General features: G+C 63.6%; 27 protein-coding genes and 4 tRNA genes. 26 read left to right on the forward strand and 5 right to left on the reverse strand.

From position 1 onward, the window contains the following. Nucleotides 1–35 precede the first annotated feature (35 nt). From lepA to recO, 6 genes are all read left to right on the forward strand, one after another. Nucleotides 36–1,829: a translation elongation factor 4 gene (gene lepA / locus GGD90_RS07630; protein ID WP_153115671.1), complete on the forward strand. Its 1,794-nt coding sequence runs from the start codon at nucleotides 36–38 to the stop codon at nucleotides 1,827–1,829. Between the two features lie 12 nt (nucleotides 1,830–1,841). Beyond that, a complete protein-coding gene (gene lepB, locus GGD90_RS07635; RefSeq protein ID WP_153115672.1) occupies nucleotides 1,842–2,630 on the forward strand; it encodes a signal peptidase I in 789 nt (262 codons plus the stop codon). Nucleotides 2,631–2,640: 10 nt separating this feature from the next. Continuing rightward, complete coding sequence (locus tag GGD90_RS07640) at nucleotides 2,641–3,006, forward strand: DUF4845 domain-containing protein (RefSeq protein WP_153115673.1); 366 nt, start codon at nucleotides 2,641–2,643, stop codon at nucleotides 3,004–3,006. After that, on the forward strand, nucleotides 3,003–3,677 hold the full coding sequence (gene rnc / locus GGD90_RS07645; protein ID WP_153115674.1) for a ribonuclease III: 675 nt from the start codon (nucleotides 3,003–3,005) through the stop codon (nucleotides 3,675–3,677). The genes GGD90_RS07640 and rnc overlap by 4 nt, the downstream gene beginning before the upstream one ends. Beyond that, nucleotides 3,674–4,561 (forward strand): GTPase Era, encoded by an 888-nt coding sequence (era, locus tag GGD90_RS07650; protein ID WP_153115675.1) that lies wholly within the window; start codon nucleotides 3,674–3,676, stop codon nucleotides 4,559–4,561. The genes rnc and era overlap by 4 nt, the downstream gene beginning before the upstream one ends. A gap of 110 nt (nucleotides 4,562–4,671) precedes the next feature. Continuing rightward, the gene (gene recO, locus GGD90_RS07655; protein ID WP_153115676.1) at nucleotides 4,672–5,385 is read left to right on the forward strand and encodes a DNA repair protein RecO; all 714 of its coding nucleotides are present in this window, start codon (nucleotides 4,672–4,674) and stop codon (nucleotides 5,383–5,385) included. A 12-nt stretch (nucleotides 5,386–5,397) separates the two neighbouring features. Here the strand turns inward: recO and GGD90_RS07660 are convergent, their stop codons facing one another. Next, nucleotides 5,398–5,700: a hypothetical protein gene (locus tag GGD90_RS07660; protein ID WP_153115677.1), complete on the reverse strand. Its 303-nt coding sequence runs from the start codon at nucleotides 5,698–5,700 to the stop codon at nucleotides 5,398–5,400. Nucleotides 5,701–6,016: 316 nt separating this feature from the next. Between GGD90_RS07660 and GGD90_RS07665 the strand changes: the two genes are divergently transcribed. The 4 genes from GGD90_RS07665 (at nucleotide 6,017) to cowN (ending at nucleotide 8,684) form a co-directional block, all read left to right on the forward strand. After that, the gene (locus GGD90_RS07665; protein ID WP_153115678.1) at nucleotides 6,017–6,784 is read left to right on the forward strand and encodes a pyridoxine 5'-phosphate synthase; all 768 of its coding nucleotides are present in this window, start codon (nucleotides 6,017–6,019) and stop codon (nucleotides 6,782–6,784) included. Further along, complete coding sequence (gene acpS / locus GGD90_RS07670; protein ID WP_153115679.1) at nucleotides 6,781–7,158, forward strand: holo-ACP synthase; 378 nt, start codon at nucleotides 6,781–6,783, stop codon at nucleotides 7,156–7,158. Before GGD90_RS07665 ends, acpS begins: the two co-directional genes overlap by 4 nt. Continuing rightward, the gene (gene nagZ, locus GGD90_RS07675; RefSeq protein WP_228273664.1) at nucleotides 7,155–8,219 is read left to right on the forward strand and encodes a beta-N-acetylhexosaminidase; all 1,065 of its coding nucleotides are present in this window, start codon (nucleotides 7,155–7,157) and stop codon (nucleotides 8,217–8,219) included. The genes acpS and nagZ overlap by 4 nt, the downstream gene beginning before the upstream one ends. Nucleotides 8,220–8,408: 189 nt before the next feature. After that, nucleotides 8,409–8,684, forward strand: a complete 276-nt coding sequence (gene cowN, locus GGD90_RS07680; RefSeq protein WP_221227688.1) for a N(2)-fixation sustaining protein CowN — start codon at nucleotides 8,409–8,411, stop codon at nucleotides 8,682–8,684. 114 nt (nucleotides 8,685–8,798) lie between these two features. Here cowN and efp read toward each other — a convergent pair whose 3' ends face one another. Beyond that, nucleotides 8,799–9,356, reverse strand: coding sequence for an elongation factor P (gene efp, locus GGD90_RS07685; RefSeq protein ID WP_153115681.1), 558 nt, complete (start codon nucleotides 9,354–9,356; stop codon nucleotides 8,799–8,801). A gap of 39 nt (nucleotides 9,357–9,395) precedes the next feature. Beyond that, complete coding sequence (earP, locus tag GGD90_RS07690) at nucleotides 9,396–10,592, reverse strand: elongation factor P maturation arginine rhamnosyltransferase EarP (RefSeq protein WP_153115682.1); 1,197 nt, start codon at nucleotides 10,590–10,592, stop codon at nucleotides 9,396–9,398. A 106-nt stretch (nucleotides 10,593–10,698) separates the two neighbouring features. On the opposite strand from earP, the gene uvrC reads away from it, so the two are divergent. The 5 genes from uvrC to GGD90_RS07715 all read left to right on the forward strand — a co-directional run bounded on the left by uvrC (nucleotide 10,699) and on the right by GGD90_RS07715 (nucleotide 13,612). Further along, nucleotides 10,699–12,549 carry an excinuclease ABC subunit UvrC gene (gene uvrC / locus GGD90_RS07695; RefSeq protein WP_153115683.1) on the forward strand — a complete coding sequence of 617 codons (1,851 nt, stop codon included), beginning with the start codon at nucleotides 10,699–10,701 and terminating at the stop codon, nucleotides 12,547–12,549. After that, nucleotides 12,549–13,133, forward strand: coding sequence for a CDP-diacylglycerol--glycerol-3-phosphate 3-phosphatidyltransferase (pgsA, locus tag GGD90_RS07700; RefSeq protein WP_153115684.1), 585 nt, complete (start codon nucleotides 12,549–12,551; stop codon nucleotides 13,131–13,133). The genes uvrC and pgsA overlap by 1 nt, the downstream gene beginning before the upstream one ends. A 174-nt stretch (nucleotides 13,134–13,307) precedes the next feature. Beyond that, nucleotides 13,308–13,383 (forward strand) — tRNA-Gly (locus GGD90_RS07705). Nucleotides 13,384–13,446: 63 nt separating this feature from the next. Continuing rightward, nucleotides 13,447–13,520 (forward strand) — tRNA-Cys (locus GGD90_RS07710). A gap of 16 nt (nucleotides 13,521–13,536) precedes the next feature. Beyond that, nucleotides 13,537–13,612: transfer RNA gene (locus GGD90_RS07715), tRNA-Gly, on the forward strand. A gap of 264 nt (nucleotides 13,613–13,876) precedes the next feature. Here the strand turns inward: GGD90_RS07715 and GGD90_RS18210 are convergent. Together GGD90_RS18210 and GGD90_RS07720 are read right to left on the reverse strand one after the other, a co-directional pair. Next, entirely contained in the window at nucleotides 13,877–14,011 is a 135-nt protein-coding gene (locus GGD90_RS18210) for a hypothetical protein (protein ID WP_265589149.1), read from the reverse strand. 31 nt (nucleotides 14,012–14,042) lie between these two features. After that, nucleotides 14,043–14,127: transfer RNA gene (locus tag GGD90_RS07720), tRNA-Leu, on the reverse strand. Nucleotides 14,128–14,343: 216 nt separating this feature from the next. Between GGD90_RS07720 and GGD90_RS07725 the strand changes: the two genes are divergently transcribed. The 11 genes from GGD90_RS07725 (at nucleotide 14,344) to gmd (ending at nucleotide 25,094) form a co-directional block, all read left to right on the forward strand. Continuing rightward, nucleotides 14,344–14,892, forward strand: coding sequence for an FxDxF family PEP-CTERM protein (locus tag GGD90_RS07725; protein ID WP_153115685.1), 549 nt, complete (start codon nucleotides 14,344–14,346; stop codon nucleotides 14,890–14,892). A gap of 320 nt (nucleotides 14,893–15,212) precedes the next feature. After that, nucleotides 15,213–15,329 (forward strand): LuxR C-terminal-related transcriptional regulator, encoded by a 117-nt coding sequence (locus GGD90_RS18395; RefSeq protein WP_407690629.1) that lies wholly within the window; start codon nucleotides 15,213–15,215, stop codon nucleotides 15,327–15,329. After that, the gene (locus GGD90_RS07735; RefSeq protein ID WP_153115686.1) at nucleotides 15,316–16,737 is read left to right on the forward strand and encodes an undecaprenyl-phosphate glucose phosphotransferase; all 1,422 of its coding nucleotides are present in this window, start codon (nucleotides 15,316–15,318) and stop codon (nucleotides 16,735–16,737) included. Before GGD90_RS18395 ends, GGD90_RS07735 begins: the two co-directional genes overlap by 14 nt. Nucleotides 16,738–16,744: 7 nt before the next feature. Further along, nucleotides 16,745–17,983, forward strand: a complete 1,239-nt coding sequence (epsL, locus tag GGD90_RS07740) for an XrtB/PEP-CTERM-associated polysaccharide biosynthesis outer membrane protein EpsL (protein WP_153115687.1) — start codon at nucleotides 16,745–16,747, stop codon at nucleotides 17,981–17,983. 128 nt (nucleotides 17,984–18,111) lie between these two features. Beyond that, nucleotides 18,112–19,104 carry an EpsD family peptidyl-prolyl cis-trans isomerase gene (locus tag GGD90_RS07745; protein WP_184415003.1) on the forward strand — a complete coding sequence of 331 codons (993 nt, stop codon included), beginning with the start codon at nucleotides 18,112–18,114 and terminating at the stop codon, nucleotides 19,102–19,104. 38 nt (nucleotides 19,105–19,142) lie between these two features. Next, a complete protein-coding gene (gene epsE, locus GGD90_RS07750) occupies nucleotides 19,143–19,970 on the forward strand; it encodes a polysaccharide export protein EpsE (protein ID WP_153115689.1) in 828 nt (275 codons plus the stop codon). A 12-nt stretch (nucleotides 19,971–19,982) separates the two neighbouring features. Further along, complete coding sequence (epsF, locus tag GGD90_RS07755; protein WP_153115690.1) at nucleotides 19,983–21,401, forward strand: chain length determinant protein EpsF; 1,419 nt, start codon at nucleotides 19,983–19,985, stop codon at nucleotides 21,399–21,401. Nucleotides 21,402–21,418: 17 nt separating this feature from the next. After that, nucleotides 21,419–22,294: a chain length determinant protein tyrosine kinase EpsG gene (gene epsG / locus GGD90_RS07760; protein ID WP_153115691.1), complete on the forward strand. Its 876-nt coding sequence runs from the start codon at nucleotides 21,419–21,421 to the stop codon at nucleotides 22,292–22,294. Nucleotides 22,295–22,370: 76 nt separating this feature from the next. Continuing rightward, complete coding sequence (gene xrtB / locus GGD90_RS07765; protein WP_221227689.1) at nucleotides 22,371–23,267, forward strand: exosortase B; 897 nt, start codon at nucleotides 22,371–22,373, stop codon at nucleotides 23,265–23,267. A gap of 4 nt (nucleotides 23,268–23,271) precedes the next feature. Then, complete coding sequence (gene epsI / locus GGD90_RS07770) at nucleotides 23,272–23,958, forward strand: exosortase-associated protein EpsI, B-type (RefSeq protein WP_153115692.1); 687 nt, start codon at nucleotides 23,272–23,274, stop codon at nucleotides 23,956–23,958. A 5-nt stretch (nucleotides 23,959–23,963) separates the two neighbouring features. Further along, nucleotides 23,964–25,094 carry a GDP-mannose 4,6-dehydratase gene (gmd, locus tag GGD90_RS07775; RefSeq protein WP_153115693.1) on the forward strand — a complete coding sequence of 377 codons (1,131 nt, stop codon included), beginning with the start codon at nucleotides 23,964–23,966 and terminating at the stop codon, nucleotides 25,092–25,094. The last annotated feature ends 2 nt before the right edge of the window (nucleotides 25,095–25,096 follow it).

Consider the following 25,096-nt stretch of genomic DNA (forward strand, 5'->3'; position numbering starts at 1 on the left):
AAAGTCATTTCTCGAAATTGAAAACGACAGGACGCATGCAACACATCCGCAATTTCTCCATCATCGCGCACATTGACCACGGCAAATCGACGCTGGCCGACCGCATCATCCACCTCTGCGGCGGTCTGTCTGACCGCGAGATGGAGGCGCAGGTGCTCGATTCGATGGATATCGAGCGGGAGCGCGGCATCACCATCAAGGCGCAGACGGCGGCGCTGCACTACAAGGCGCGCGACGGCCAGATATACAACCTGAACCTGATCGACACGCCGGGACACGTCGACTTCTCTTACGAAGTTTCGCGCTCGCTGTCGGCCTGCGAAGGCGCTCTGCTGGTGGTTGATGCCTCGCAGGGAGTCGAGGCGCAGACTGTCGCCAATTGCTACACGGCGATCGAACTCGGCGTCGAAGTGCTGCCAGTCCTCAACAAGATCGACCTGCCATCGGCCAGTCCGGAACAGGCTCGCCAGGAAATCGAGGACGTCATCGGCATCGACGCCACCGACGCCATTCTCGCCTCGGCGAAGACGGGCCTAGGCGTCGAGGACATTCTTGAATCGATCATTGCACGCATTCCGCCGCCCAAGGGCGACCCGGAGGCGCCGCTGAAGGCACTGCTGATCGATTCGTGGTTCGACAACTACGTCGGCGTCGTCATGCTGGTGCGCGTCATCGACGGCCAGTTGCGCGCCAAGAACAAGATCCGCCTGATGTCGACCGGAACGACCCACCTGTGCGAGCAGGTTGGCGTGTTCACGCCAAAGTCGCAAACGCGCGACGTGCTGTCGGCGGGCGAGGTCGGCTTCATCATCTCCGGCATCAAGGAACTCGACGCCGCCAAGGTCGGCGACACGGTGACGCTGGCCGATCGGCCGGCGGTCACGGCCTTGCCTGGCTTCAAGGAAATCCAGTCGCAGGTGTTCGCCGGGCTTTACCCGGTCGAGTCGAACCAGTACGACTCGCTGCGCGACTCGCTGGAAAAGCTCAAGCTCAACGACGCCTCGCTGCACTACGAGCCGGAAGTCTCGCAGGCGCTCGGTTTCGGTTTCCGCTGCGGCTTCCTCGGCCTGCTGCACATGGAAATCGTCCAGGAGCGGCTGGAACGTGAATTCGACCAGGACCTGATTACCACCGCGCCGACAGTCGTCTATGAAGTGGCGATGCGCGACGGCAGCATACTCAAAGTGGAAAACCCGTCGCGCCTGCCCGATTCGACCAAGGTCGACGAAATTCGCGAGCCGATCATCACGACGACGATCTTCGTGCCGCAGGACTACCTCGGCGCGGTGATGACCTTGTGCAACCAGAAGCGCGGCAACCAGGTGAACCTGAGCTACCACGGCCGTCAGGTGAAGCTGATCTACGACATGCCGATGGCCGAAGTGGTCATGGATTTCTTCGACAAGCTGAAATCCGCGTCGCGCGGCTACGCCTCGCTCGACTACGTGTTCAAGGAATACCGCGCCGCCGACGTCGTCAAGCTCGACATTCTGATCAACAGCGAACGGGTGGATGCGCTGTCGGTGATCGTGCACCGTGCCAACGCCATCTATCGTGGACGCGCGCTGGCGTCGAAAATGCGCGAACTGATCCCGCGCCAGATGTTCGACGTCGCCATCCAGGCCGCCATCGGTACCAACATCATCGCCCGTGAAAACGTCAAGGCGATGCGCAAGGACGTTCTTGCCAAGTGCTACGGCGGCGACATCACCCGCAAAAAGAAACTGCTCGAAAAGCAGAAGGCCGGCAAGAAGCGGATGAAGCAGGTCGGCGCTGTCGAAATCCCGCAGGAAGCCTTCCTCGCCGTGCTGCGTGTCGACGGCAAATAACGGAGTCGTGTTGTGAACTTTGCCCTGATCCTCTTCATTCTCCTGCTTGTCAGCGGCGGCATCTGGCTGGTCGACGCCTTCATCCTGCGACCGCGTCGCGCGCCGGCGGGCAAGGATCCGTGGTGGGTCGAGTACGGTTCAAGCTTCTTTCCGGTGATCCTGGTCGTTTTCGTACTGCGCTCCTTCGTTGCCGAACCGTTCAAGATTCCCTCCGGCTCGATGATTCCGACCTTGCTCGTCGGCGACTTCATCCTGGTGAACAAGTACGCCTACGGCATCCGCCTGCCGGTGATCGACAAGAAGATCATCAGCGTCGGCGACCCGCAGCGTGGCGACGTCATGGTTTTCCGCTACCCGGAAGACCCTTCGCTTGACTACATCAAGCGTGTCGTTGGCGTTCCCGGTGATACGGTGGCGTATCAGAACAAGAAGCTGACGATCAACGGCCAGGCGGTCGACATGACGCGCGTCGATGATTACCTGCATCCGGAGCGGCTTTTTTACTCGCAGCAGTTCGTCGAGAAGCTCGGTCCGGTCGAGCATCGCATCCTCAACGACGACGATGCGCCGGCCTTCATCACCAGCGCCTCGCAGTTCCCCATGCGCGAAAATTGCCTCTACAATAATTCCGGCGTGATCTGCAAGGTGCCGCCCGGCCAGTACTTCATGATGGGGGACAATCGCGACAACAGCCGCGACAGCCGCTACTGGGGCTTCGTTCCTGAGCAGAACATCGTCGGCAAAGCGTTCTTCATCTGGTTCAATTTCAACGATCTGAAGCGCGTCGGGTCGTTCAATTGAGGGAGCAGCAATGAATCGTCAGCGTGGCGTAGCCCTTTCCGGGCTTTTGTTATGGGGCTTCGTCGTCGCCGTGGTGGCGCTGCTGGCGATCAAGGTGGTGCCCGAAGTGATCGACTATTACAAGATCCAGAAGGACGTCAAGGCCGTTGCCGCCGCCGCTGGCGGGCAGACGGTTCCCGAGATCCGCAAGGCTTTCGAGCGTTATGCCGAGGTCGACCAGATCAAGACGCTGACGCCGGCCGACCTTGATATTTCCAAGGAAGGCAACGAAGTGGTCATCGAGTTTGCCTACGAAAAGCGCATTCCGCTGTTTGCCAACGTCAGCCTGTTGATCGATTTCCGCGGCTCGTCCTCGGGGCACGGCAAAGCTGAATGACCGATCATCGAATCGAGCAGGCGCTCGGCTATTCCTTTGCCGATCGTTCCCTGCTGGCGACGGCACTGACGCATCGCAGCCATAGTTCGCCACACAACGAGCGCCTTGAATTTCTGGGCGACTCGGTCCTCAACTGTGTCGTTGCCCGGCGTCTCTACGAACGTTTTCCCGCGCTGCCCGAAGGCGATCTGTCCCGGCTGCGCGCCAATCTCGTCCGTCAGGAAACGCTGTACCGGCTGGCGCAATCGCTGTCGCTCGGCGGCTGTCTCCGGCTTGGCGAGGGCGAGGCGCGCAGCGGTGGGCGCGAGCGTCCGTCAATCCTCGCCGACGCCATGGAAGCGCTGTTCGGCGCGATCTGCCTCGACGCCGGCTTTGCCGCGGCCGAAGCGGTGATTTCGACGCTCTACGGCGAGCTGCTGTCGGCGATCGCGCCTGGACAGCCGAACAAGGATGCCAAGACGCGCCTGCAGGAAAGCCTGCAGGGACGTCGTCTGGCGCTACCCAAATACGCGCTGGTCACTGCTGCCGGACAGGCGCATGCCCAGCATTTCACCGTTGCCTGCGAGATCGACGCCCTCTCGATCCGTACCGAGGGCAGTGGTGCCAGCCGGCGCGCGGCAGAACAGATGGCCGCCGAGCGCGCACTCGAGCGGCTTCAGGAATACGCATGAACGCAGAATTCAAAGCTGGCTACGTCGCCATCGTCGGTCGTCCCAATGTTGGCAAATCGACGCTGCTCAATCGCCTGATTGGCCAGAAGATCAGCATCGTCTCGCGCAAGGCGCAAACGACGCGGCACCAGATCATGGGTATCCGTACCGACGCCGACGCGCAGTACGTCTTCGTCGATACGCCGGGCTTCCAGACGCGGCACACCAACGCGCTCAACCGCACGATGAACCGCGGTGTCACGCAGGCGCTGGGTGACGTCGACGCGGTGCTGTTCGTCATCGAGGCTGGTCGCTTCGACGCTGCCGACAAGGCCGTGCTCGCCTTGCTGCCGGCCGACCGGCCGGTGATTCTGGTGGTGAACAAGATCGATCGCCTCACCGACAAGTCAAGGCTGCTGCCTTTCCTTGCCGAACTCGGCACTCAGCGCGATTTCGCCGCGATCGTCCCGATCAGCGCCGCCAACGGCGCGCAGACCGAAGGCCTGCTGCTTGAAGCCCGCAAGCTCCTGCCGCAGCGGGAAATGCTCTTCGACGAAGACCAGATCACCGACCGCAGCGAACGCTTTCTTGCCGCCGAATTCCTGCGTGAAAAGCTGTTCCGGCTGCTCGGTGACGAGTTGCCCTACGCCGCGGCGGTCGAGATCGAGAAGTTCGAACTCGACGGCGCGCTGCGCCGGATCAGCGCTGCCATCGTCGTCGATCGCCCGAATCACAAGGCGATGGTCATCGGCAAGGGCGGCGAGACCTTGAAGCGCATCGCCAGCGAAGCGCGCGTCGAGATGGAGCGTCTGTTCGACGGCAAGGTCTTCCTTGAGGTCTTCGTCAAGGTCAAGTCCGGCTGGGCCGACGACGAACGGCTGCTGAAAAGCCTCGGTTACGAATGAAAACGCCGGCGCACCGAAGCCGCCGCTCTTTGCTGTCGGCTGGTCGGCACCTGGCTGCGGCAACGCAGCCGAGAAAGCCCGGCGGCGCCGCCCGCACAGCGGAGTAGGGAATGTTGCGGCAGCGCATCGATGGCCAGGCAGCCTACGTGCTGCATACCTACCCGTTTCGCGAAACCAGTCTCATCATTGAAGTGTTCTCGCGCGATCACGGGCGCTTGGCGCTGCTCGCGCGCGGCGCGCGCCGGCCGCGTTCGCCGCTGCGTGGCCTGCTCATGGCTTTCCAGCCGCTGGAGCTTGGCTGGTCGGGCAAGGGCGAGGTACGCACGCTGATGAAGGCCGAGTGGCAGGGCGGCCAGCCGCTGCTCGCCGGCAAGGCGCTGTTTTGCGGCTACTACCTCAACGAACTGTTGCTGCACCTGCTGCCGCGCGAGGATGCGCACGAGCGCCTTTTCGCTGTGTACGCGGAAACCCTGCGTCGTTTTGCCGAGGGGCTGCACGAGGCCGATCTGCGTCGCTTCGAGCGCGCCCTGCTCGGCGAACTTGGCTACGGCCTGACGCTGGCGCACGATGCCGAGGGCGAGGCGATCGACGCTGACGCGCACTACGCTTACGCGATCGAACGCGGGCCGGTGCGCCTCAAGTCGCCGGGGGCGTCGGCCCTGTCGGTCAGCGGTCGTGCGCTGATCGACATGAATCGCGACGATTTCAGCGATCCGCGTTCATTGGCCGAGGCCAAGCCGCTGATGCGCGCGCTGATCGCCCATTACACCGGCGGCAAGGGACTCGAAACGCGCAAGATTTTCCTCGAGCTGCAGGAGCTTTGAGGTGACGACGCCCTACGAATTCGTTGCGGCGAGCAGCGCAGGATTCTTTTCGTTGGCGACGGCGAGGTCCATGATCTCTTTGTACAGATGCAGCAGGCTGCCGAAGATGCCCTGCGCCTCGGGATGCCGTTCGACCAGCGTCGTGTTGCGCCGGGCATCGGCAAGGGCGTTCTCGAGGAACCAGATGTCGTAATCGTCGAGGATTTCGCCGCGATCGAGCCGGTGTTTCAGGTAGTCGAGCTTCGGAAGTCTCTGTTCAACCAGGCGTTCGTTGAGTACGGTGAGGATGCTGAGGTCTGCTGATAATCGGATCAATTTGTCTTCCTGATTGCTGCTGGAAATCCATGCCTCGGCGAGTGTAACGCTGATCGTCGCCGCGGCTTGTCCACGAATCTGACTGATGTGTTTGCAAATGTAATGAATTCAATGGGTTGTTTTTTCTTTTCGGGCGCTTCGCGTGGCCGGCCCAGAGTTGGCGGGTTTGCGGGGGCGACTCGATGCGCTCGACCGCGGTAGACTCGTACATTCCGTCTGACGCCGTCGGCGGATTTCGCTTGCTCCGGGCGTCGGCGCATGACTCGGCGCCGCTGGCGGCGGACATCTCTCTCAACGTTTCAGGACTTTCCTCGTAATGATCGAACTTGGCGTAAATCTTGACCACGTGGCGACGATCCGGCAGGCGCGCCGCACCTATGAACCCGACCCGGTCTGGGCGGCGGTGGAAGCGCATCTCGGCGGCGCGGACGGCATCACCATCCACCTGCGCGAAGATCGCAGGCACATCCAGGACGACGACGTGCACAAGCTGCGCGACCTGACGCAGATCAAGCTGAACCTGGAAATGGCCGCCACCGACGAGATGCTCGGCATTGCCCGCCGTGTCAAGCCGGACATGGCGATGCTCGTTCCCGAAGGGCGTCAGGAAGTGACGACCGAAGGTGGTCTTGACGTTGCCGGCCAGGAAGCGGCGCTCAAGGACGTCGTCGCGCGGCTGGCAGATGCCGGCATCGTCACCAGCGTCTTCATCGATCCGGATCTGCGCCAGGTCGAGGCGGCGGCGCGCATCGGTGCGCAGGTCTGCGAACTGCATACCGGCCCTTACGCACACGCCTTCCATGCCAAGGGTCGCGATCCCGAGCGGCCCGCCGTCGTGGCCGAGCTGGAGAAGATCCGCGCTGCCGGCGACGCGATCCGCGCGCTCGACATGCGTTTCAACGCCGGACACGCGCTCAATTACTTCAATGTGCAGCCGGTCGCGCGGCTGCCGGGAATCCGCGAACTGCACATCGGCCACGCCATCGTCAGCCGCGCCGTCTTTGTCGGACTGCGCGAGGCCGTGTCCGAGATGAAGCGGCTGATGCGCGAAGCGCAGGAACACTCGGTCGCACAGGCGAAATGATCGCCGGCGTCGGTACCGACATCGTCGCCGTCGCGCGGCTCGGCCAGTTTTACGAGCGCCACGGCACGCGCGCACTGGAGAAGGTGCTGGCCGCGAGCGAGCGTGAGGATTTCGCTGCGGCCAGCGACGCCGGACGCTTTCTCGCCAAGCGTTTTGCCGCCAAGGAAGCCTTCGCCAAGGCGCTCGGCACCGGTGTCGTCGCGCCGGCGACCTTGTCGAACATCGCTGTTGTTCATGATGCGCTCGGCAAACCGGCCTTCGCCTTTGCGCCCGAACTCGCCGCACTGCTGCAGTCGCGCTCTCTCGTCGCACATCTTTCGATCAGCGACGAGCGCGAATTTGCCGTTGCTTTCGTCGTTCTGGAGCAGGCATGAATTCCTCGTTGCGTTCCACTGCGCATTCCTCCCCGCTGCCGGACGATCTGCCCGGCCCGCTGATGGTCGATGTCCTTGGCACCCAGCTCGCCGCTGACGACTGCCGGCGTATCGCGCATCCGCTGGTCGGCGGCATCATCCTCTTTACGCGCAACTACCGCGACCCGGAGCAGCTGGCCGCTTTGTGCGCCGCGATCCATGCCTTGCGTCCGGGGCTGCTGATCGGCATCGACCATGAGGGTGGCCGTGTGCAGCGCTGTCGCGAAGGTTTCACGCGCTTGCCGGCGATGCGCCAGCTCGGCGAACTGTGGGACGCGGATGCGGCTGCGGCCGCAACGGCGGCGGGCGACATCGGTTTCGTTCTTGCCGCCGAATTGCGCGCCTGTGGCGTCGATCTGTCCTTTACGCCGGTGCTCGATCTCGATTGGGGACGCAGCGCGGTGGTCGGTAACCGTGCTTTTCATGGCGATCCGCAGGCGGTGGTCGCACTGGCTGGCGCGCTGATCGACGGACTGCGGCAGGGCGGCATGATCGCCTGCGGCAAGCATTTCCCCGGCCACGGCTGGGCCGAGGCCGATTCGCACGTCGCCATGCCGGTCGACCCGCGCAGCCTTGCCGAACTGGCGCCCGATCTCGCGCCGTACCGCCAGTTGCCGCTCGACGCGGTGATGCCGGCGCATGTCGTCTATCCGCAGGTCGATTCGCGGCCGGCCGGATTCTCGCCCGTCTGGATTAGGTTGCTGCGCGAGGAACTGGGATTCGCCGGCGCCATCTTCAGCGACGATCTGTCGATGCACGGCGCCAGCCTTGCCGGCGACATCGTCGCGCGCGCCGACGCCGCCTGGTCGGCCGGCGTCGACATGCTGCTCGTCTGCAACGCGCCGGAATCGGTCGACGTACTGCTCGAGCGCTGGCGAGTCGTCGATGAGCCGCAACGCATTCGCCGTCGTGCTGCCTTACGCTGTGCCGTGCCGGCGTCGAGCCGCGAGGCACTGGCGCTCGACGCACGCTATCGGGCAGGCCTTGCGCAGGCGGATCGCCTGCAGCGCGCTTTGGCCTGAAGTTTGCTCAAACCGTCGGCAAGCGGCGCGGATTGAGCGCTTTCCGACATTTCTGCGCCGCGACCGACTCCTGGCAATGCTGGCCGAAAGTTCATAAGATGAATGAAGTTTCGCGTTCAGTGTATTGTTTTAAATATAAATAATTCGTCCATGCTGCGGCCGAGCCTGGCTGGGACGGGAAAGGCCGAAATGAGCGAAGCAAGCCGCAACCGTTACGTCAGCTTCCAGAACATCGACTGCGACAACAACGCTCGCCTGCTGGTCGGCATGATTCGCCGGCACGCCGAAGATCCCGATAAGCACAATCCCTTCTGGGACTACTTCCTGAAGCGGCTGAACAGCGGCAAGCACGACGAACTGTTCCTGCTGCACTGTTACCTGCAGAGCATTCGCGAGTTTCTTGAAGCCGAAGACGACAGCGAAGCGCTGCAACTGCTGGCCAAGCTCGAGGAAGAGTGCATGTAGCAGGGCCGGACGGGCTGGCCGGAACGGCCCCCGTCGGTGAACGCCGGGCACAAGAACGTCAGGCACAAAAAAGGCGGCTCGCAGCCGCCTTTTTTGTTGTACGCCGGGCGCCGCTTACTTGACGCGGGCGCGGTATTCGTTGGTGCGCGTGTCGATCTCGATCTTGTCGCCGATTTCGACGAAAGCCGGCACCGGCAGTTCGAAGCCGGTGGACAGGCGCGCAGGCTTCAGCACCTTGCCCGAAGTGTCGCCCTTGACGGCCGGCTCGGTGTAGATGACTTCGCGCACCAGCGAGTTCGGCATGTCGACCGAGATCGCCTTGCCGTCGTAGAAAACGACTTCACAGGGCATGCCGTCTTCGAGGTAGTTGAGCGCTTCGCCCATGCTCTCGGCTTCGATTTCGTACTGGTTGTACTCGCCGTCCATGAAGACGTACATCGGGTCGGCGAAGTAGGAGTAGGTGACTTCCTTGCGATCGAGCTGGACGACTTCGAACTTGTCGTCAGCGCGATAGACGGTCTCGCTCGGCGCGCCGGTCAGGAGATTCTTCATCTTCATCTTGACGACGGCGGCGTTGCGGCCCGACTTGTTGTATTCGGCCTTGAGGACAACCAGCGGGTCGTTGCCGACCATGAACACGTTGCCTGCGCGAAGCTCCTGAGCGGTTTTCATAGTGCTTTTCCGGTAATGGCGGTAAAAAATAACCGCTTATTATACGCGGGCTTGGCAGAAATGCACCAGCGCGCTCGCCAGATCCTGCTGTTTTGCCAGCTCGTCGCACCACTGCGTCGCGTGGGTGGCGAGTTCGGGCAGGGCTTTGCGCAAGTTTTGCCAGTGATCCGCCGCGATGTGGCCTCCGTTCCAGGCATGCGCGAAGTCGCGAACGGCCGCATCTGCCGGCGGCGTCAGCGCGGCGCAGTAGAGGTCGAGGAAGGCGTCGAGCTTGACGAGATGCGCCGCTTCTTCCTGCGCGTAGATGTGCCAGACCAAGGGTCTGGCGGCCCACTGCGCGCGCACGAAGGAGTCTTCGCCGCGAACGAAATTGAGATCGCAGGCGCGCAGCAGGGCGTCGTAACGCGACTGCTCGACGAAAGGCAGAACGCGCAGTTCCAGCGCTCCGCGCCGGACGCAGTCGCCGGCGGCGAGCGTCTGGCCGAAGAACGCTGCCGCGGTCGGCTGCGCGCGTGATACCGGCAACAGGCAGCAGACTGGAGCGTCGCCGGCGGCCCAGAGCGCGAACAGCTCGGCGATGGCTGCGTTCTCGTAGGAAAAAAGCGAGACGAGCAGCGCATCGGCCGCTGGCGGCGGCATGTTGAAATCACGGCAGAGCGCTGCGCGGGCCGCGGCGTCGGCTGCAGCGGCCTGCCGGCGGGCGGGCAGGTCAGCCTCGCGCAGCAGGCCGCCGCTGCCCGGCACGAATCCGGGGAAGAAGAAGTGGCGCGTCAGTGGCAGGCGCGGATGCGGCGAGCCGAGTCCGTGGCAGCCCAGCGTCCACGGCTCGGCGCTGAGGTATTCGAGGTTGATCCACACCGGCGGCGGCTGGCGCTCCGCCATCGCGACGAGGCCGCTTTCCGGGATGTTGCAGCCGAAGGCTTCGATGACGACATCGCCTGGAGCGGCGAGAAATGGCTGCGGCAAATCCGGGTTGGCAGCGGTTTCGCCGCTGGTATGGCGCTGCCAGTGGTGGATGGCGACGCCATGAATCGTCTGTCCGGCCTTTTGCGGATCGAATTGCGGGCAGAGCGCGGCCAGCGCGGCCGGCTCGTCGACCCACAGGCGAACTGCGATACCGTGTTCGGCCGCGAGCTGACGGGCAAGCCGCCAGCTGACGCCGATGTCGCCGAAATTGTCGATCACCGCACAGAAAATGTCCCAGCGCTCGGCTCGGGTTGGGGCAGGAGTGGGCATCGACGCGCGTGATAAGATCGGGGCCGTCATGCTACCCCAGCCGCCCAGTTCGCCGCCAGACGCGCCATCCATCGAGGATTCCGCCGCGTCTTTCGTCAGTCCGGCAATGGCCGGATCGCCAGATGCGGACGCCGGCGAGCCGCCCGGCCCGGCTGTCGCGCCGCCGTTCGACGCGCGCGCGCTGCTGGCGACGCTGCCCGAGCTGCCCGGCGTCTATCGCATGATCGACGCCAAGGATGTCGTTCTCTACGTCGGCAAGGCGAAGAGTCTGAAGAAGCGCGTCGCTTCGTATTTTCGCGAGCACCACCCGAGTCCGCGCATCGCGCTGATGGTGGCGCAGATCGCGCGCGTCGACACCACCGTCGTCGGCTCCGAAGCCGAAGCGCTGCTGCTCGAGAACAACCTGATTAAGCGCCTGTCGCCGCGCTACAACATCCTTTTCCGCGACGACAAGTCCTACCCGTACATCGTCCTCACCCGCGACGAATTCCCGCGGCTGGCTTTCTATCGTGGCGCTACCGACCGCCGCGCCGACTATTTCGGCCCCTATCCGTCGTCGGTCGCCGTGCGCGAGAGCGTGCATCTGCTGCAGAAGATGTTCCGCCTGCGTACCTGCGAGAACTCGGTTTTCGCCAATCGCTCGCGCCCGTGCCTGCTGTTCCAGATCCGCCGCTGTTCCGGCCCCTGTGTCGGCGAGGTCGATGCCGAGGCTTATGCCGGCGACGTGCAGCTGGCGGCGATGTTCCTGCAGGGCAAGCAGCAGGAGGTGATCAGCCGGCTCAACGAGAGCATGCAGGTGGCCGCCGCCGCGCTCGCCTTCGAGGAAGCCGGGCGCATCCGCGACCAGATCCAGTCATTGCGCCACGTGCAGGAGAAGCAGTACGTCGAGAGCAGCCGTGGTGAGGACGTCGATATCGTCGTCGCCGTCGAGGAAGATGGCCTCATCTGCGTCAATCTGGCAATGGTGCGCGGCGGCCGGCACCTTGGCGACCGGCCGTTCTTCCCCGGCAATGCCGCCGGCTGTACGCCGGCGGAAGCGCTGCTCGCCTTCCTGCAGCAGCACTATCTGGCGCACCCGGCACCCGAACGCGTTTTCGTCAGCCCCTTGCCGGCCGACGACGAGGCCGGTGTCGCCGTCAGCGCACTCGCTGGTCGGCCGACGCCGGTGGTCGAGCCACGCCTGTCGATGCCGCGGCACTGGGTGGAGATGGCCGGGCAGAATGCCCGTCTGGCGATCAGCGCGCGGCGCGCGGCGCTGTCGATGCAGGGCAAGCGTCTGCAGGCGCTGCAGGAGCTTTTTGGCCTCGACGGCGATCGCGTCGAGTGCTTCGACATCAGCCACACCATGGGCGAATCGCCCGTCGCCTCGTGCGTCGTCTATCAGGGCGAGGGCATGCGCCGCAGCGAATATCGGCGCTTCAACATCCGCGACATCACGCCGGGCGACGACTACGCGGCGATCCGTCAGGCGGTGCTGCGCCGCTACGACAAGGTGGCGAGCGGCGAGGGAACGGCGCCGGCGCTGATCCTCATCGACGGCGGCAAGGGGCAGGTGGCTCAGGCGGCGTCGGCGCTGGAAGAGCTGGGCCTGTCACAATTGCCGATGATCGGCGTCGCCAAGGGCGAGGCGCGCAAGCCGGGGCTGGAAACGCTGATTTTCCCGGACGGACGCGAACCGTTACAATTGCCGGCCGATCATCCCGCGCTGCTGCTGATCCAGGAAGTGCGCGACGAGGCGCACCGCTTTGCCGTTTCCGGCCACCGTGCCAAACGCGGCAAGCAGCGCAAGACCTCGCGTCTGGAGGATATCGACGGCATCGGTCCGAAGCGGCGCAAGGCGCTGATCGCGCATTTCGGCGGTCTGCAGGGCCTCGCCGACGCCGGCGTTGAGCAACTGTGTTCGGTTTCCGGCATCAGCCGGGAACTGGCGGAAAGAATTCATGCTGCGTTGCGCTGATGCCATTTAACGTTCCCATCTTCCTCACCTGGCTGCGCATCCTGCTCATCCCGGCGATGATCGGTGTCTACTACGCGCCGGAATCGTGGGTGCCGCAGATGTTCGGGCGTGACGGGCTGGCGACGCTGATTTTCGTCACCGCAGCCGCCACCGACTGGCTCGATGGCTATCTTGCCCGCCGTCTTGACCAGACCTCGGCCTTCGGCGCGTTTCTCGATCCGGTCGCCGATAAGCTGATGGTCGCAGCGGCGCTGATCATGCTCGTGCAGCTCGGTCGTCTCGATGCGGTCATTGCTGCGATCATCATCGGCCGTGAAATCACCATCTCGGCGCTGCGCGAGTGGATGGCGCAGATCGGCGCGCATCGCAGCGTTGCCGTATCGATGATCGGCAAGGTCAAGACAATGGCGCAGATGACCGCGATTCCGATGCTGCTCTATCACGCGCCGGTTGGCGGCGTCGATGCACAGGAAAACGGCACCTGGCTGATCTACTTCGCTGCCGTGCTCACCTTGTGGTCGATGGGCTATTACATGCGCATGGCCTGGCCCGAAATCGTCGCCCAGGAACGCCTGCGCAACTGACGCCATCCTGACCTGCGGCGTTGTCGCCGGGTCTGCCGCCGCGTCCCGACGCTTGTGCCAGCGCTTTTACCGCCCGCCCGGAGAAGCGCAGCAGCCTTTGCTTTTCAGGCGGCAAACTGAGCTTCCGGCGCTTGACAGCGCGAAAACAGTCTTTATAATGCGCACTCGTTTGACGCGGCAGTAGCTCAGTTGGTAGAGCGCAACCTTGCCAAGGTTGAGGTCGAGAGTTCGAGACTCTTCTGCCGCTCCAGTTTTCGGGGGAAAGCTGAACGGGCTTTCCCCTTTTAGTTGCAAGAGCCGCTTCGGCGGACACGGCGCGATAGCAAAGCGGTTATGCACCGGATTGCAAATCCGTGTAGGTCGGTTCGACTCCGGCTCGCGCCTCCAGTAACAAAGGTTTCATGCGGCAGTAGCTCAGTTGGTAGAGCGCAACCTTGCCAAGGTTGAGGTCGAGAGTTCGAGACTCTTCTGCCGCTCCAGTAGCAAAGAAAGGAAGCCACTCGGCTTCCTTTCTTTTTGTCCGTGAAGATGGCATTCGCATAATATGTCACGTAATGGGTGCTTGCTGGCTGCTTCCGGTCTTTTGTGCGCAGAGTCAACGCCGCGCAATGCAGCAAGTGCCGTTTTCCGGCCAACATCGGGCGCCGACAATTCTGTTTTCTTGCGCCGCCGCTAGCCTTTTCTTGCACGCTGCGAGGTGCCCGATTCGGGCATCGGCTCACGGCCGATCTTGTCAGCTATCTTTATAGCGCGGCCTGGACAGATTTCGTCGCGGCGCCCGCGCCGTTCAGTTCGCGCTGAACAGCCTTTTCCGCCAGCCAGCCGCCGTCGTCGTCCATCAGGATGTTCGGGCGCACCAGCTTGCGACAATGGGTCATGAGCTGAAACCGGCAGGCAAACGTCAGCTTGTGGTGCCCGGAGCGGGGGTCGAACCCGCACGCCTGTCGGCTCCGGATTTTAAGTCCGGTATGTCTACCAATTTCATCATCCGGGCACACGGCGCGAATTATAGTCGGTGCAGCCGGCGCCACCACACTTGCCGGGCAATCCGGCTAGCCGCGGCGCCCCCGGCTCGTGCCGAAAGAACCCCGCTGCGGACGAGTGCGTTGGTCCGAAAGAGCCATTGATGGCCGGTGCATATGCACCCAGAATCAGCCCGACTATGCCGCAGTGCGGCAGCTGATTTCGGATTTCGGACTGGAGCCTGCTCATGAACAAACTTGCGATTTCACTGGCGCTGGCGGGGATTTTTGCCACGGCAGGAACGGCGAATGCCGCATTTGCGATCGATACCCTGCCCACTGGCGTCACGCTCGTGAGCTTCACCCATGCGCTCGGCGGCGACAACAGCTTCAGCGACATCTACAACTTCCAGCTCAGCGGACCGGCCAATCTGTCCGGCGTGCTCAGCAACAATCCGGTGTCGATCCCGCTCCTGGGCACCATCGTTGACACGTCCGGTCTCTCCGCGTCGCTGTTTTCAGGGCTCGGCGGAGTGAATGCGGCCTCCGTTCAGGGGCCGGCGTCGTCACCGATCGGCAGTTTCGGTCTCACGCAAGGAAATTTCGCCGGCCTTGCCGCGGGTATCTATCACGTCACCATCAGCGGTTCGGTGACGGGCATCTACGCCGGTTCGTACTCGCTCGGTCTGTCCAGCACGCCCGCCGTTCCCGAAGCGGGTTCGTACGCGATGCTGCTCGCCGGGCTTGGCCTGATGGGCGCCATTGTTCGCCGACGGGTGAGCAAGCGCGAGCCCTGATTTTCTGCCGTTCCGGCGAAGACCTACGGGCTTCGCCGACAGCTTGCCGCAAGTTTCCGGTTTCCTGATGCCGACGCTTGCGGCGTTTTTTTGGGCTGCAGTTTGCAGCGCACCTGTGTCCCGTTCTGCGCAAATGAAATACACGGTGAATGTCACCGTCACGCGCTTGAAATCCTTCTTTCGTACATTGACACGGCCTTTCGCCAAGCTGCGCATTTTTCGCGGCAAGCTCAGCGACGGATCAGCGGCAATGCCGGCAAGCACGCGGCTTCTACGGCCGCGCAAGCGCCATCGGCAAGCGTACCCAGCTGATCCTCAAGATCAGTCCTTTCACAGTAAAGAACCATCTGCAACGGATCTTCAAAAAGTTCGATGTCTATAACCGCACGCAGGCGGTCAACCGCTTCGAAAAGCTGATCGCCAATGGCCGCAAGTAATCCGCTCGCGCACGCCTCGTCGATCGGCGGGCAGACGCTTGTCACACCGCCCGGTCGTGACAACCTGCTCTTCGTCGTCGAAAGCCTGCTCGCGCCCTTGCTGCTGGTCATCTCGCTGTGGGGCATCGCGCTCTACGAGGAAGGCGAGCTGTCGCCGCCGTATCTGATCCTGGCGGTGATCGCCTTTTCGCTCGCTTTCCCCGGCAGCTCGCGCCTCGGCAAGCCGCTGTGGCGCGTGTTTTCCGAGACCGCGCTGTGCTGGGGCTGGATTGCCGTGCTTCTGCTCTTTCTCGGATTTGCCACCGGCTACATCAAGCAGTTTTCAGTGCAGGCCATCGTCGCCTGGCTGTGGGTCGCGCCGGCCAGCGTGTTCGCCGGGCACCTCGTATTGCGGCTCACGGCGCCGTGGGTACTCAACCTGCAAGGCAGCCCGCAGCGCGCGATCGTCGTCGGCAAGAACGGGCAGGGGCTGGAACTCGCCAGACGCATCAGGGATACGCCCTTCTCGCAGATCGAACTGAGCGGTTTCTTCGACGACCGCGACGAAAACCGCCTCTGCCTGAGCGGCCAGTTCCCGCTGCTCGGCACGCTGCCCACGCTGTCGGCCTACGTCAAGGAATGCCGCGTCCAGCTCATCTACCTGTCGCTGCCGATGGCCTCGCAGCCGCGCATCCTGCACGTGCTCGACGAGCTCAAGGACACCACTGCGTCGATCTACTTCGTCCCCGACATGTTCATCACCGACCTCGTTCAGGGGCGGACCAACACGGTGTGCGGCGTGCCGGTGATCAGCGTCTGCGAAACGCCATTCACCGGCATGAACGGCTTTGTCAAGCGCAGCAGCGATATCGTGATCTCGGCGCTCATCCTCATGCTCATGTCGCCGCTACTGCTGTCTATCGCCGTCGCCATCAAGCTCACCTCGCCCGGTCCGGTGATCTTCAAGCAGCGTCGTTACGGCCTCGATGGCAGCGAAATCCTTGTCTATAAATTCCGCTCGATGACCGTCTGCGACGACGGCAATACGATCGCACAGGCGACCAGGGGCGACAGACGCATTACCCGGCTCGGCGCCTTCCTGCGCAAGACCTCGCTCGACGAACTGCCGCAGTTCTTCAACGTCCTGCAGGGGCGCATGAGCATCGTCGGCCCACGCCCGCACGCCGTCGCGCACAACGAGCTCTACCGCAAGCTGATCAAGGGCTACATGATCCGGCACAAGGTCAAGCCCGGCATCACCGGCTGGGCGCAGGTGAGCGGCTATCGCGGCGAAACCGAAACGCTCGACAAGATGCAGGCACGCATCGACCACGACCTCGACTACCTGCGCAACTGGTCGCTCGGGCTCGACATCCACATCATCCTGAAGACGGTCGCCATCGTCTTCAAGGATCAGGCTGCCTACTGAACCCGCCATGCAGAAAAAACCCGCCCCCCCCCGCAGCGCCTCGCTCCCCAGCCGACGCAGGCATGGCCTGCTCCTGCTGCCCGCGCTGCTGCTTGCCGGCACAGCCGGCGCCGACGCCTTCGACACGCTCAACCTGACGCTTTCCGACACCGTCATGCACGACAACAACCTCTTTCGGCTGTCGTCGTCGGTCGACCCGGCAGCGGTCGGGCTCAAGCAGAAGTCCGAGAACATCAACGTCAGCACCGTCGCGCTCAAGCTGGCCAAGAACGTCTCGCTGCAACGCTTCGAACTGGAAGGCAGCCTCGTCGACTACCGCTACCAGACCTTCGACTACCTCAGCTATACCGCCAGCAACTACACCGCCGCCTGGAACTGGTCGCTGACGCCGCGCTTTCATGGCCGCCTGAGCGACTCACGCACGCAGTCGCTCAACAGCTTTGCCGACTACACCGGCTACAACAACCGCAACCTGCGGACCGACGGCGTCAAGCGCTTCGACGGCATCTTCGAGTTCGGCCCCTGGCATCTGCTCGCCGGTGCCGCCGAAAGCAAGCGCACCAACAGCCAGACCTTCCTTGCCGACGGCGACAACACGCTCACCACCGTCGAAGGCGGCCTGCGCCGCGTTTTCAGCTCCGGCGCCGCGCTCAGCGCGCTCAGCCGCCGCGGCAGCGGCGACTACTTCAAGCGTGAGCAGCCGATCGCCAGCGGCCTCTACGACAACGGTTTCGAGCAGAACGAGAAAGAACTCCGTCTCGACTGGCCGTTCACCGGCAAGAGCAGGCTCAGCGCGCGCGTTGGCCGTCTCGAACGGCAGCACGACCATTACGCCGAGCGCGATTACGCCGGCACGGTCGGCAATGTTTCGCTCGACTGGAACATCAGCGGCAAGACGCAACTGAGCGCCGGCTTCACGCGCGAGCTGGCCAGCTTCCAGACGCTTTACAGCAGCTATTCGCAAACCGATCGCCTGCTCGTCGCCCCGCAGTGGAAGATCGGCGCCAAAACCAACCTGCGTCTGCGCTATGAATACTCGCGCCGCGACTACCTCGGCGCCATTGCCGCGACGCCCGCCAACGGCCGCAACGACACGTTGCGCCAGGCCTCGATTGCACTCGAATGGACGCCGATCAAGTCCGTGCTGCTGGTCGCCTCGCTGCAGGGCGACAAGCGCGCCTCGAACGTCAGCGGCTTCGACTACAACAGCACCTCGGCCAACCTCACCGCGCAGTTCAGCTTCTGATGAAGACGCCTGCCCAGCCCCCGAAAGCGGTTTCCCACCGTCTTATTTCTGTCATGACCTCACCCTTACAATGCGCCGGTCCCTCCAACCGTAACCGTTTCCGGCCAATCAACAGGAATCGCTCAATCGTGAACAGCTCGCGCCTCAAACTCTCCGCCATTCTCATCGCGCTGCCGCTGGCCATCGGCCTTTACGGCTGTGACAAGGACGAAAAAAAGCCCGCCAGCCAGGTCGCCGCCAAGGTCAATTCCTCGGAGATCTCGGTGCACCAGATCAATTTCCTGCTCTCGCGCCTTGGCCCGGCCGCCGCTGCCGCCACGCCCGAGCAGGCGAAGAAGCTGCGTCAGGACGTGCTGGAGAAGTTGATCGAGCAGCAACTCGCCGTCGATCAGGCAGTCGAGAAAAAAATCGACCGCTCGCCGGAAGTGATGGAAGCCCTCGAGGCCGCGCGGCGCGAAGTGCTCTCGCGTGCCTATCTCGAACAGGTGGTTTCCGCGCAGGGCAAGGTCACGCCGGATGAGGCGCGCGCCTATTACCGGCAGAACCCGGCGCTCTTCGCCGAACGCCGCCTTTACAACATCCAGGAAATCCAGCTGGCCGCCGCCGACGGGCTGGCCGCCAAGCTGCGCGATCAGATCAACGCCGGCAAGTCGATGGAAGACATCGCCAGATGGCTGAAGGCGCAAGACATCAAGTTTGGTGGCGGTAGCGCCGCTCGCGCCGCCGAGCAAGTGCCGCTGCCGCTGCTGCCCAAGCTGCACGCGCTCAAGGACGGGCAGGGCCTGGTGCTCGAAGACGGCAAGGCGATCACCGTCATGCGTCTGGTGGCCTCGCAATCGCAACCGGTGGACGAAGCCACGGCGCTGCCGCGCATCCAGCAGTTCCTTGGCAACCAGCGCGGTGGCGAAGCCGCCGCCCGCGAGATCAAGCAGCTGCGCGACAAGGCAACGATCAGCTACCTCGGCGACTTCGCCCCGGTGGCGGCGCCCGCTGCGCCGGCCGCCAGCCCGGCCGCTGCGCCGACGACCGCGCCAGCGACTACTCCAGCCGCCGCCAGCAGCGAAAAGTCGGCTACTACACCGGCCAACGCGCTCGAAAAGGGCGTCGCCGGGCTCAAGTAAGACTGCGTAAAACCGCCTCTGCCAGCAAGGAAAACCGCATGATCCGCCGCCTCATCAGACTCGCTGCTCCCGTCCTCGTCGCCGCCGGCCTATGCCTGGGCGGAGCGGCGTTTGCCCAGGAAAAGTCCGCACACGACAAATCCGACTATCCGCTCGGGGCCGGCGACGTCATCCGCGTCCAGGTTTTCCAGAACCCCGACCTGACGGTGGAAACGCGCGTTGCCGAAAGCGGCCTGATCACCTACCCGCTGATCGGCTCGGTGGCGCTTGGCGGCCTGTCGATCTCGGCGGCGGAAGGCAAAATTGCCGACGCGCTCAAGCAGGGCGGTTTCGTGCAGCAGCCGCAGGTCAACATCGCGCTGCTGCAGGTACATGGCAATCAGGTGGCTGTGCTCGGGCAGGTCAATCGGCCGGGGCGCTTCCCGATCGAAAACACCAACACCCGCGTCAGCGATGCGCTGGCCGCCGCCGGCGGCGCCTCGCCGGGCGGCGACGACGTAGCCATCGTGACCGGCACGCGTGGCGGCAAGCCTTTCCGCAAGGAAGTCGACGTGCCCTCGCTGTTTCTCGGCGAAGCCTCGCAGGACGACATCATCGTCGCCGGCGGCGACACCATCTACGTGCACCGCGCGCCGGTTTTCTACATCTACGGCGAAGCGCAGCGCCCCGGCGCCTATCGCATCGAACGTGGCATGACCGTCATGCAGGCACTGGCGCTCGGCGGCGGGCCGTCGCCGCGCGGCAGCGAGTGGCGTCTGCGCCTGCACCGCAAGAGCGCCAGCGGCGCCATCGAAAAAATCTCGCCCGATCTGACCGATCCCGTTTTGCCCAACGACGTGATCTACGTCCGCGAAAGCCTCTTTTAAGGGACCGCCCGCATGACACTGCAACAGTTCCTGCTCATCCTGCGTGCCCGCGCACGCATCATCCTGTGGACCTTCCTCGCCACCGTGCTGACGACGCTGATCGTCAGCCTGCTGATTCCCAAGCAGTACACCGCCAGCACGGCGGTGGTGGTCGACGTGAAATCGCCCGACCCGGTGGCCGGCATGGTGCTGCCGGCGCTGATGGCGCCCGGCTACATGGCGACGCAGGTGGACATCATCAACAGTGATCGCGTCGCGCAGCGCGTGGTCAAGCTGCTGCGCATGGATGAAAACCCGACGATCCGCGCGCAATGGCAGGACGCCACCGAAGGCAAGGGCAGCACCGTCGCCTGGCTGGCCGAACTGCTGCAGAAGAAGCTCGACGTGAAGCCCTCGCGCGAGAGCAACGTCATCAATATCGCTTTCAGCGGCGCCGACCCGGCCTTTGCCGCCGCCGTTGCCAACGCCTTTGCCCAGGCCTACATCGACGTGAACCTCGAGCTCAAGGTCGAGCCGGCACGGCAGTACTCGACCTGGTTTGACGAGCAGACGCGGCTGCAGCGCGACAAGCTGGAAAAGGCGCAACAGGCGCTTTCGGCCTACCAGCAGAAAACCGGCATCGTCGCCACCGACGAGCGGCTCGACTACGAAACCGCCAAGCTCAACGAAATCTCGAGCCAGCTCACCGCCGTGCAGGCGCAGACGAGCGACAGCCGCAGCAAGCAGAAGTCGGCCGGCGGCTCGGAAACGCTCGCCGAAGTGCTGCAGAACCCGCTGATCAACAACCTCAAATCCGATATCGCCCGGCTGGAGGCGAAGCTGCAGGAAAGCAGCGTCAATCTGGGCCGCAACCACCCGCAGACGCAGCGCACCGAATCGGAAATCGCCTCGCTGAAAGCCCGGCTGGCGGTTGAAACGCAGAAAATCAGCAGCAGCCTCGGCACCTCGGTGCAGGTAGGCAAGCAGAAAGAGAAAGAACTGCTCGAAGCGATCGAAACGCAGAAAACGCGCGTGCTCGATCTCAACCGCCAGCGAGATGAGATCAGCGTGCTCAAGCGCGACGTTGAAAGCGCGCAGCGCGCCTTCGAGGCGGTGAGCCAGCGCTCGTCACAGAGTCGCCTGGAAAGCCAGTCGATCCAGACCAACCTTGCCGTACTCAACACAGCGGTCGAACCGACCACAGCTTCCCGCCCGCGAGTCTTGCTCAACGTGCTGGTGTCGGTCTTCCTCGGCACCTTGCTTGGCGTCGGCGCCGCGCTGCTGCTCGAACTGACCAACCGCCGCGTGCGCTCGCCGGCCGAGCTGGCCGAAGCGCTCGATTTGCCGCTGCTTGCCAGCATCAACTCGACGCTGCCGCCGCCGACCCTGCGCGAGACGCTGCAGTCCTTCTTCTCGCTACGCCGCCAGCCGCTGGCAGCGGCGGCCAGCTGATCGCCCGGAGAACACCCATGCACCTCGCGGAAACTTCAATCCTGGCGACAACGCCGAGCGCCGGCGCATCGATCGGCGCCATATTGATCGACGCCGGCCGCCTGACGCCCGAGAACGCCGAGCGCATCCTGCGCCTGCAGAAAGAGCAGGGCAAACGCTTTGGCGATGCCGCGATCGAGCTTGGCCTGCTCAGCGAAGACGACATCCGCTTTGCGCTCTCCAGCCAGTTCGACTATCCCTACCTGTCGGCAGGCGACAGCAGCCTCAGCGCCGAACTGGTGGCTGCCTACAAGCCGCACAGCGCCAGCGTCGAGCATCTGCGCGCGTTGCGCAGCCAGCTGATGCTGCGCTGGTTCGACAACGAGCTGAACCACAAGGCGCTGGCCATCGTCAGCCCCGGCGCGCGCGAAGGGCGCAGCTTCATCGCCGCCAACCTGGCGATTGTCTTCTCGCAGCTGGGCGAACGTACGCTGCTGATCGATGCCGACCTGCGCCACCCGCGCCAGCACGAACTCTTCAAGCTGGACAACAGTGCCGGGCTCTCCGGCCTGCTCGCCGGGCGCAATGGCGCCGAAGGCGTGCAGCGCGTGGCCAGCCTGCGCTCGCTGGCTGTGCTGCCGGCCGGCGCGGTGCCGCCCAACCCGCAGGAGCTGCTCGGCCGGCCGATCTTTGCCGAAACGCTGGCCAGGCTGGCACGCGATTTCGACGTGGTGATCATCGACACGCCGGCCGGCGGCAGCTACGCCGAGGCGCAGACGGTGGCGGTGCGCGCTGGCGCAGCGTTGCTGCTTGCCCGGCAGAACCAGAGCAGCGTGCCGCAACTGCTGGCGCTCAAGCGCAGCCTCGAGCTCGCCGGCGCCACGCTGGTCGGCTCGGTGCTGAACGACGCCTGAGCACCGCACATGCGCACCAGCCTTTCCAACCCGAAGATGCGCACGCTGAAGCAGTTTGGCGCCGCGCGGCAGCAACGTGTCTGAGTACGTCATGGTAAGCGGCGTGCCGATCAACGCGCAAAAGCAGCCGCTGCACTTGCTCGCCTGGCTGCCGCTTATCGTCGGCCTGATTGCGCTCTACGTTCCCACCCTTGTCGATCTGTTTCTCGGCATCTGGAGCAGCGACGAGCAGAAGCACGGGCCGATCGTGCTGGCCATCGCCTGCTGGCTGGCCTACCGCAAGTGGCCGGCGATGTGGGTAGCGAGCGAAGGCAAGCCCGGCTCGGTCTGGGGCTGGCCGCTCTTTGTGCTTGGCCTGCTGTTATATGCCATTGGCCGCTCGCAGGACATCCTGCTCTTTGAAGTCGGCTCGGTCATCTGGCTGCTGGCGGCGATCCTGCTGCTCACACGCGGTCCGGTGGCGCTGAAAGCACAGTGGTTCGCACTGTTCTTCATGCTCTTCATGATCCCGCTGCCCGGCGCACTGGTCGATGCAGTGACCATGCCGATGAAGATGGCGGTCTCTTATGTGGCCGAGCAATTGCTCTTCTGGGTGGGCTACCCGATCGCACGCAGCGGCGTGATCCTGCAGATCGGCCAGTACAAGCTGCTGGTGGCCGATGCCTGCGCCGGGCTGCACACACTGTTTACGCTGGAAGCACTGGGGCTGCTCTACCTCAACATCGTTCGCCACGACTCGCTCTTCCGCAACGTGGCACTGGCGATCTGCATTGTGCCGATCTCGTTTACCGCCAACGTCATCCGCGTGATGGTGCTGACGCTGGTGACCTATCACTTTGGCGACGCGGCCGGGCAGGGCTTTCTGCACGGCTTTGCCGGGATGGTGCTCTTTCTCACTGCACTGCTGCTGATCATCGGCGTCGATTCGCTGCTGCAGTTTGTCGACCGGCGGCGCAATCCGGCGGGAGCCTGAAGCGATGAACGTCTGGCTGCGAAACTCCATCCTGCTGGCACTGATGCTCGCTGCCTCAGGCCTTGCCTTTGCCCTGCGCCCGACGCAGAAGATTGCCGAGCAAGGGCCGAAAGTGGATCTGGAAACCATGATTCCGCAGGCCTTCGGTGACTGGCGGGAAGAGCAGCAGTCAGCGACGCAGATCGTCGATCCGCAGCAGAAGGCGATGATCGACAAGATCTACAAGCAGACGCTCAGCCGCACCTACGTGAACGGCGAGGGCTACCGGATCATGCTGTCGATCTCCTACGGCAGCGACCAGACCGATTCGATGCAGGTACACAAGCCCGAAGTCTGCTACCCGGCGCAGGGCTTTGTCCTGCAGGGCAAACAGGTGGGTAGCCTGAAAACCAGTCAGGGCTCAATCCCGGTAACGCGGATCTTCGCCACGCTTGGGCAACGCAGCGAGCCGGTGACCTACTGGACCACGGTTGGCGACCGTGTGGTTGCCAGCGGCATCAACAAGAAGCTCATCGAAATGAGCTACGGCCTCACCGGAAAGATTCCCGACGGCATGCTTATCCGCATTTCTTCGATCGATCCTGAGGCCGCCAAAGCGTATGCCATGCAAGACCGCTTCGCCGCGCAAATGCTTGCAGGACTGGCACCCGAATACCGGCAAAGAGTCGCCGGCAACCTTCAGTTGAACTAATGAAAATGACCTTCTCCACGAATTCCGCAGCGGAAGTGACTACGCCGGCCACCGGCAAAGTCGTCCTGATCACCGGCATCACCGGCCAGGACGGCGCCTACCTTGCAGAATTCCTGCTCAAGAAGGGCTACGTCGTGCACGGCATCAAGCGTCGCGCCTCACTCTTCAACACCGATCGCATCGACCACCTGTACCAGGACCCGCACGTCTCCAACCGCAACTTCGTCCTGCACTACGGCGACCTGACCGACTCGACCAACCTGATCCGCATCATCCAGCAGGTGCAGCCCGACGAGATCTACAACCTGGCCGCGATGAGCCACGTTGCCGTCAGCTTCGAGACGCCCGAATACACCGCCAACGCCGACGGCATCGGCACGCTGCGCATCCTCGAAGCGATCCGCATCCTTGGCCTGGAAAAGAAGACCCGTTTCTACCAGGCTAGCACCAGCGAACTCTACGGGCTGGTGCAGGAAATCCCGCAGAAGGAAAGCACGCCTTTCTATCCGCGCAGCCCGTATGCGGTGGCGAAGATGTACGCCTACTGGATCACCATCAATTACCGCGAAGCCTACGGCCTCTACGCCTGTAACGGCATCCTCTTCAACCACGAATCGCCGCTGCGCGGCGAAACCTTCGTGACGCGCAAGATCACGCGCGCACTGGCGCGCATCAAGCTCGGCCTGCAGGACACGCTATATCTCGGCAACCTCGATTCGCTGCGCGACTGGGGGCACGCGCGCGACTACGTTGAAATGCAGTGGCTGATGCTGCAGCAGGAAAGCGCCGAAGACTTCGTCATCGCCACCGGCGTGCAGTACAGCGTGCGCCAGTTTGTCGATGCCGCCGCCCGCGAGTTGGGCATCGAGATCAGTTGGCAAGGGCAGGGCGTTGAAGAAACTGGCACCGACCAGAACGGCCGCGTGATCGTCCGCGTTGATCCGCGCTACTTCCGCCCGACCGAAGTGGAAACGCTGCTTGGTGATCCGACCAAGGCGAAAGAAAAGCTCGGCTGGACGCCGAGGACCAGCTTCGACGAACTCGTCGCCGAGATGGTGCGCGAGGATCTGAAGAGCGCCGAGCGTGACGAACTGGTCAAGAAGAACGGCTACGCCGCCTTCGATTACCACGAATAAAG

Source organism: Rhodocyclus tenuis (assembly GCF_014197755.1).
In the GTDB taxonomy this organism is placed as follows: Bacteria; Pseudomonadota; Gammaproteobacteria; order Burkholderiales; family Rhodocyclaceae; genus Rhodocyclus; species Rhodocyclus tenuis.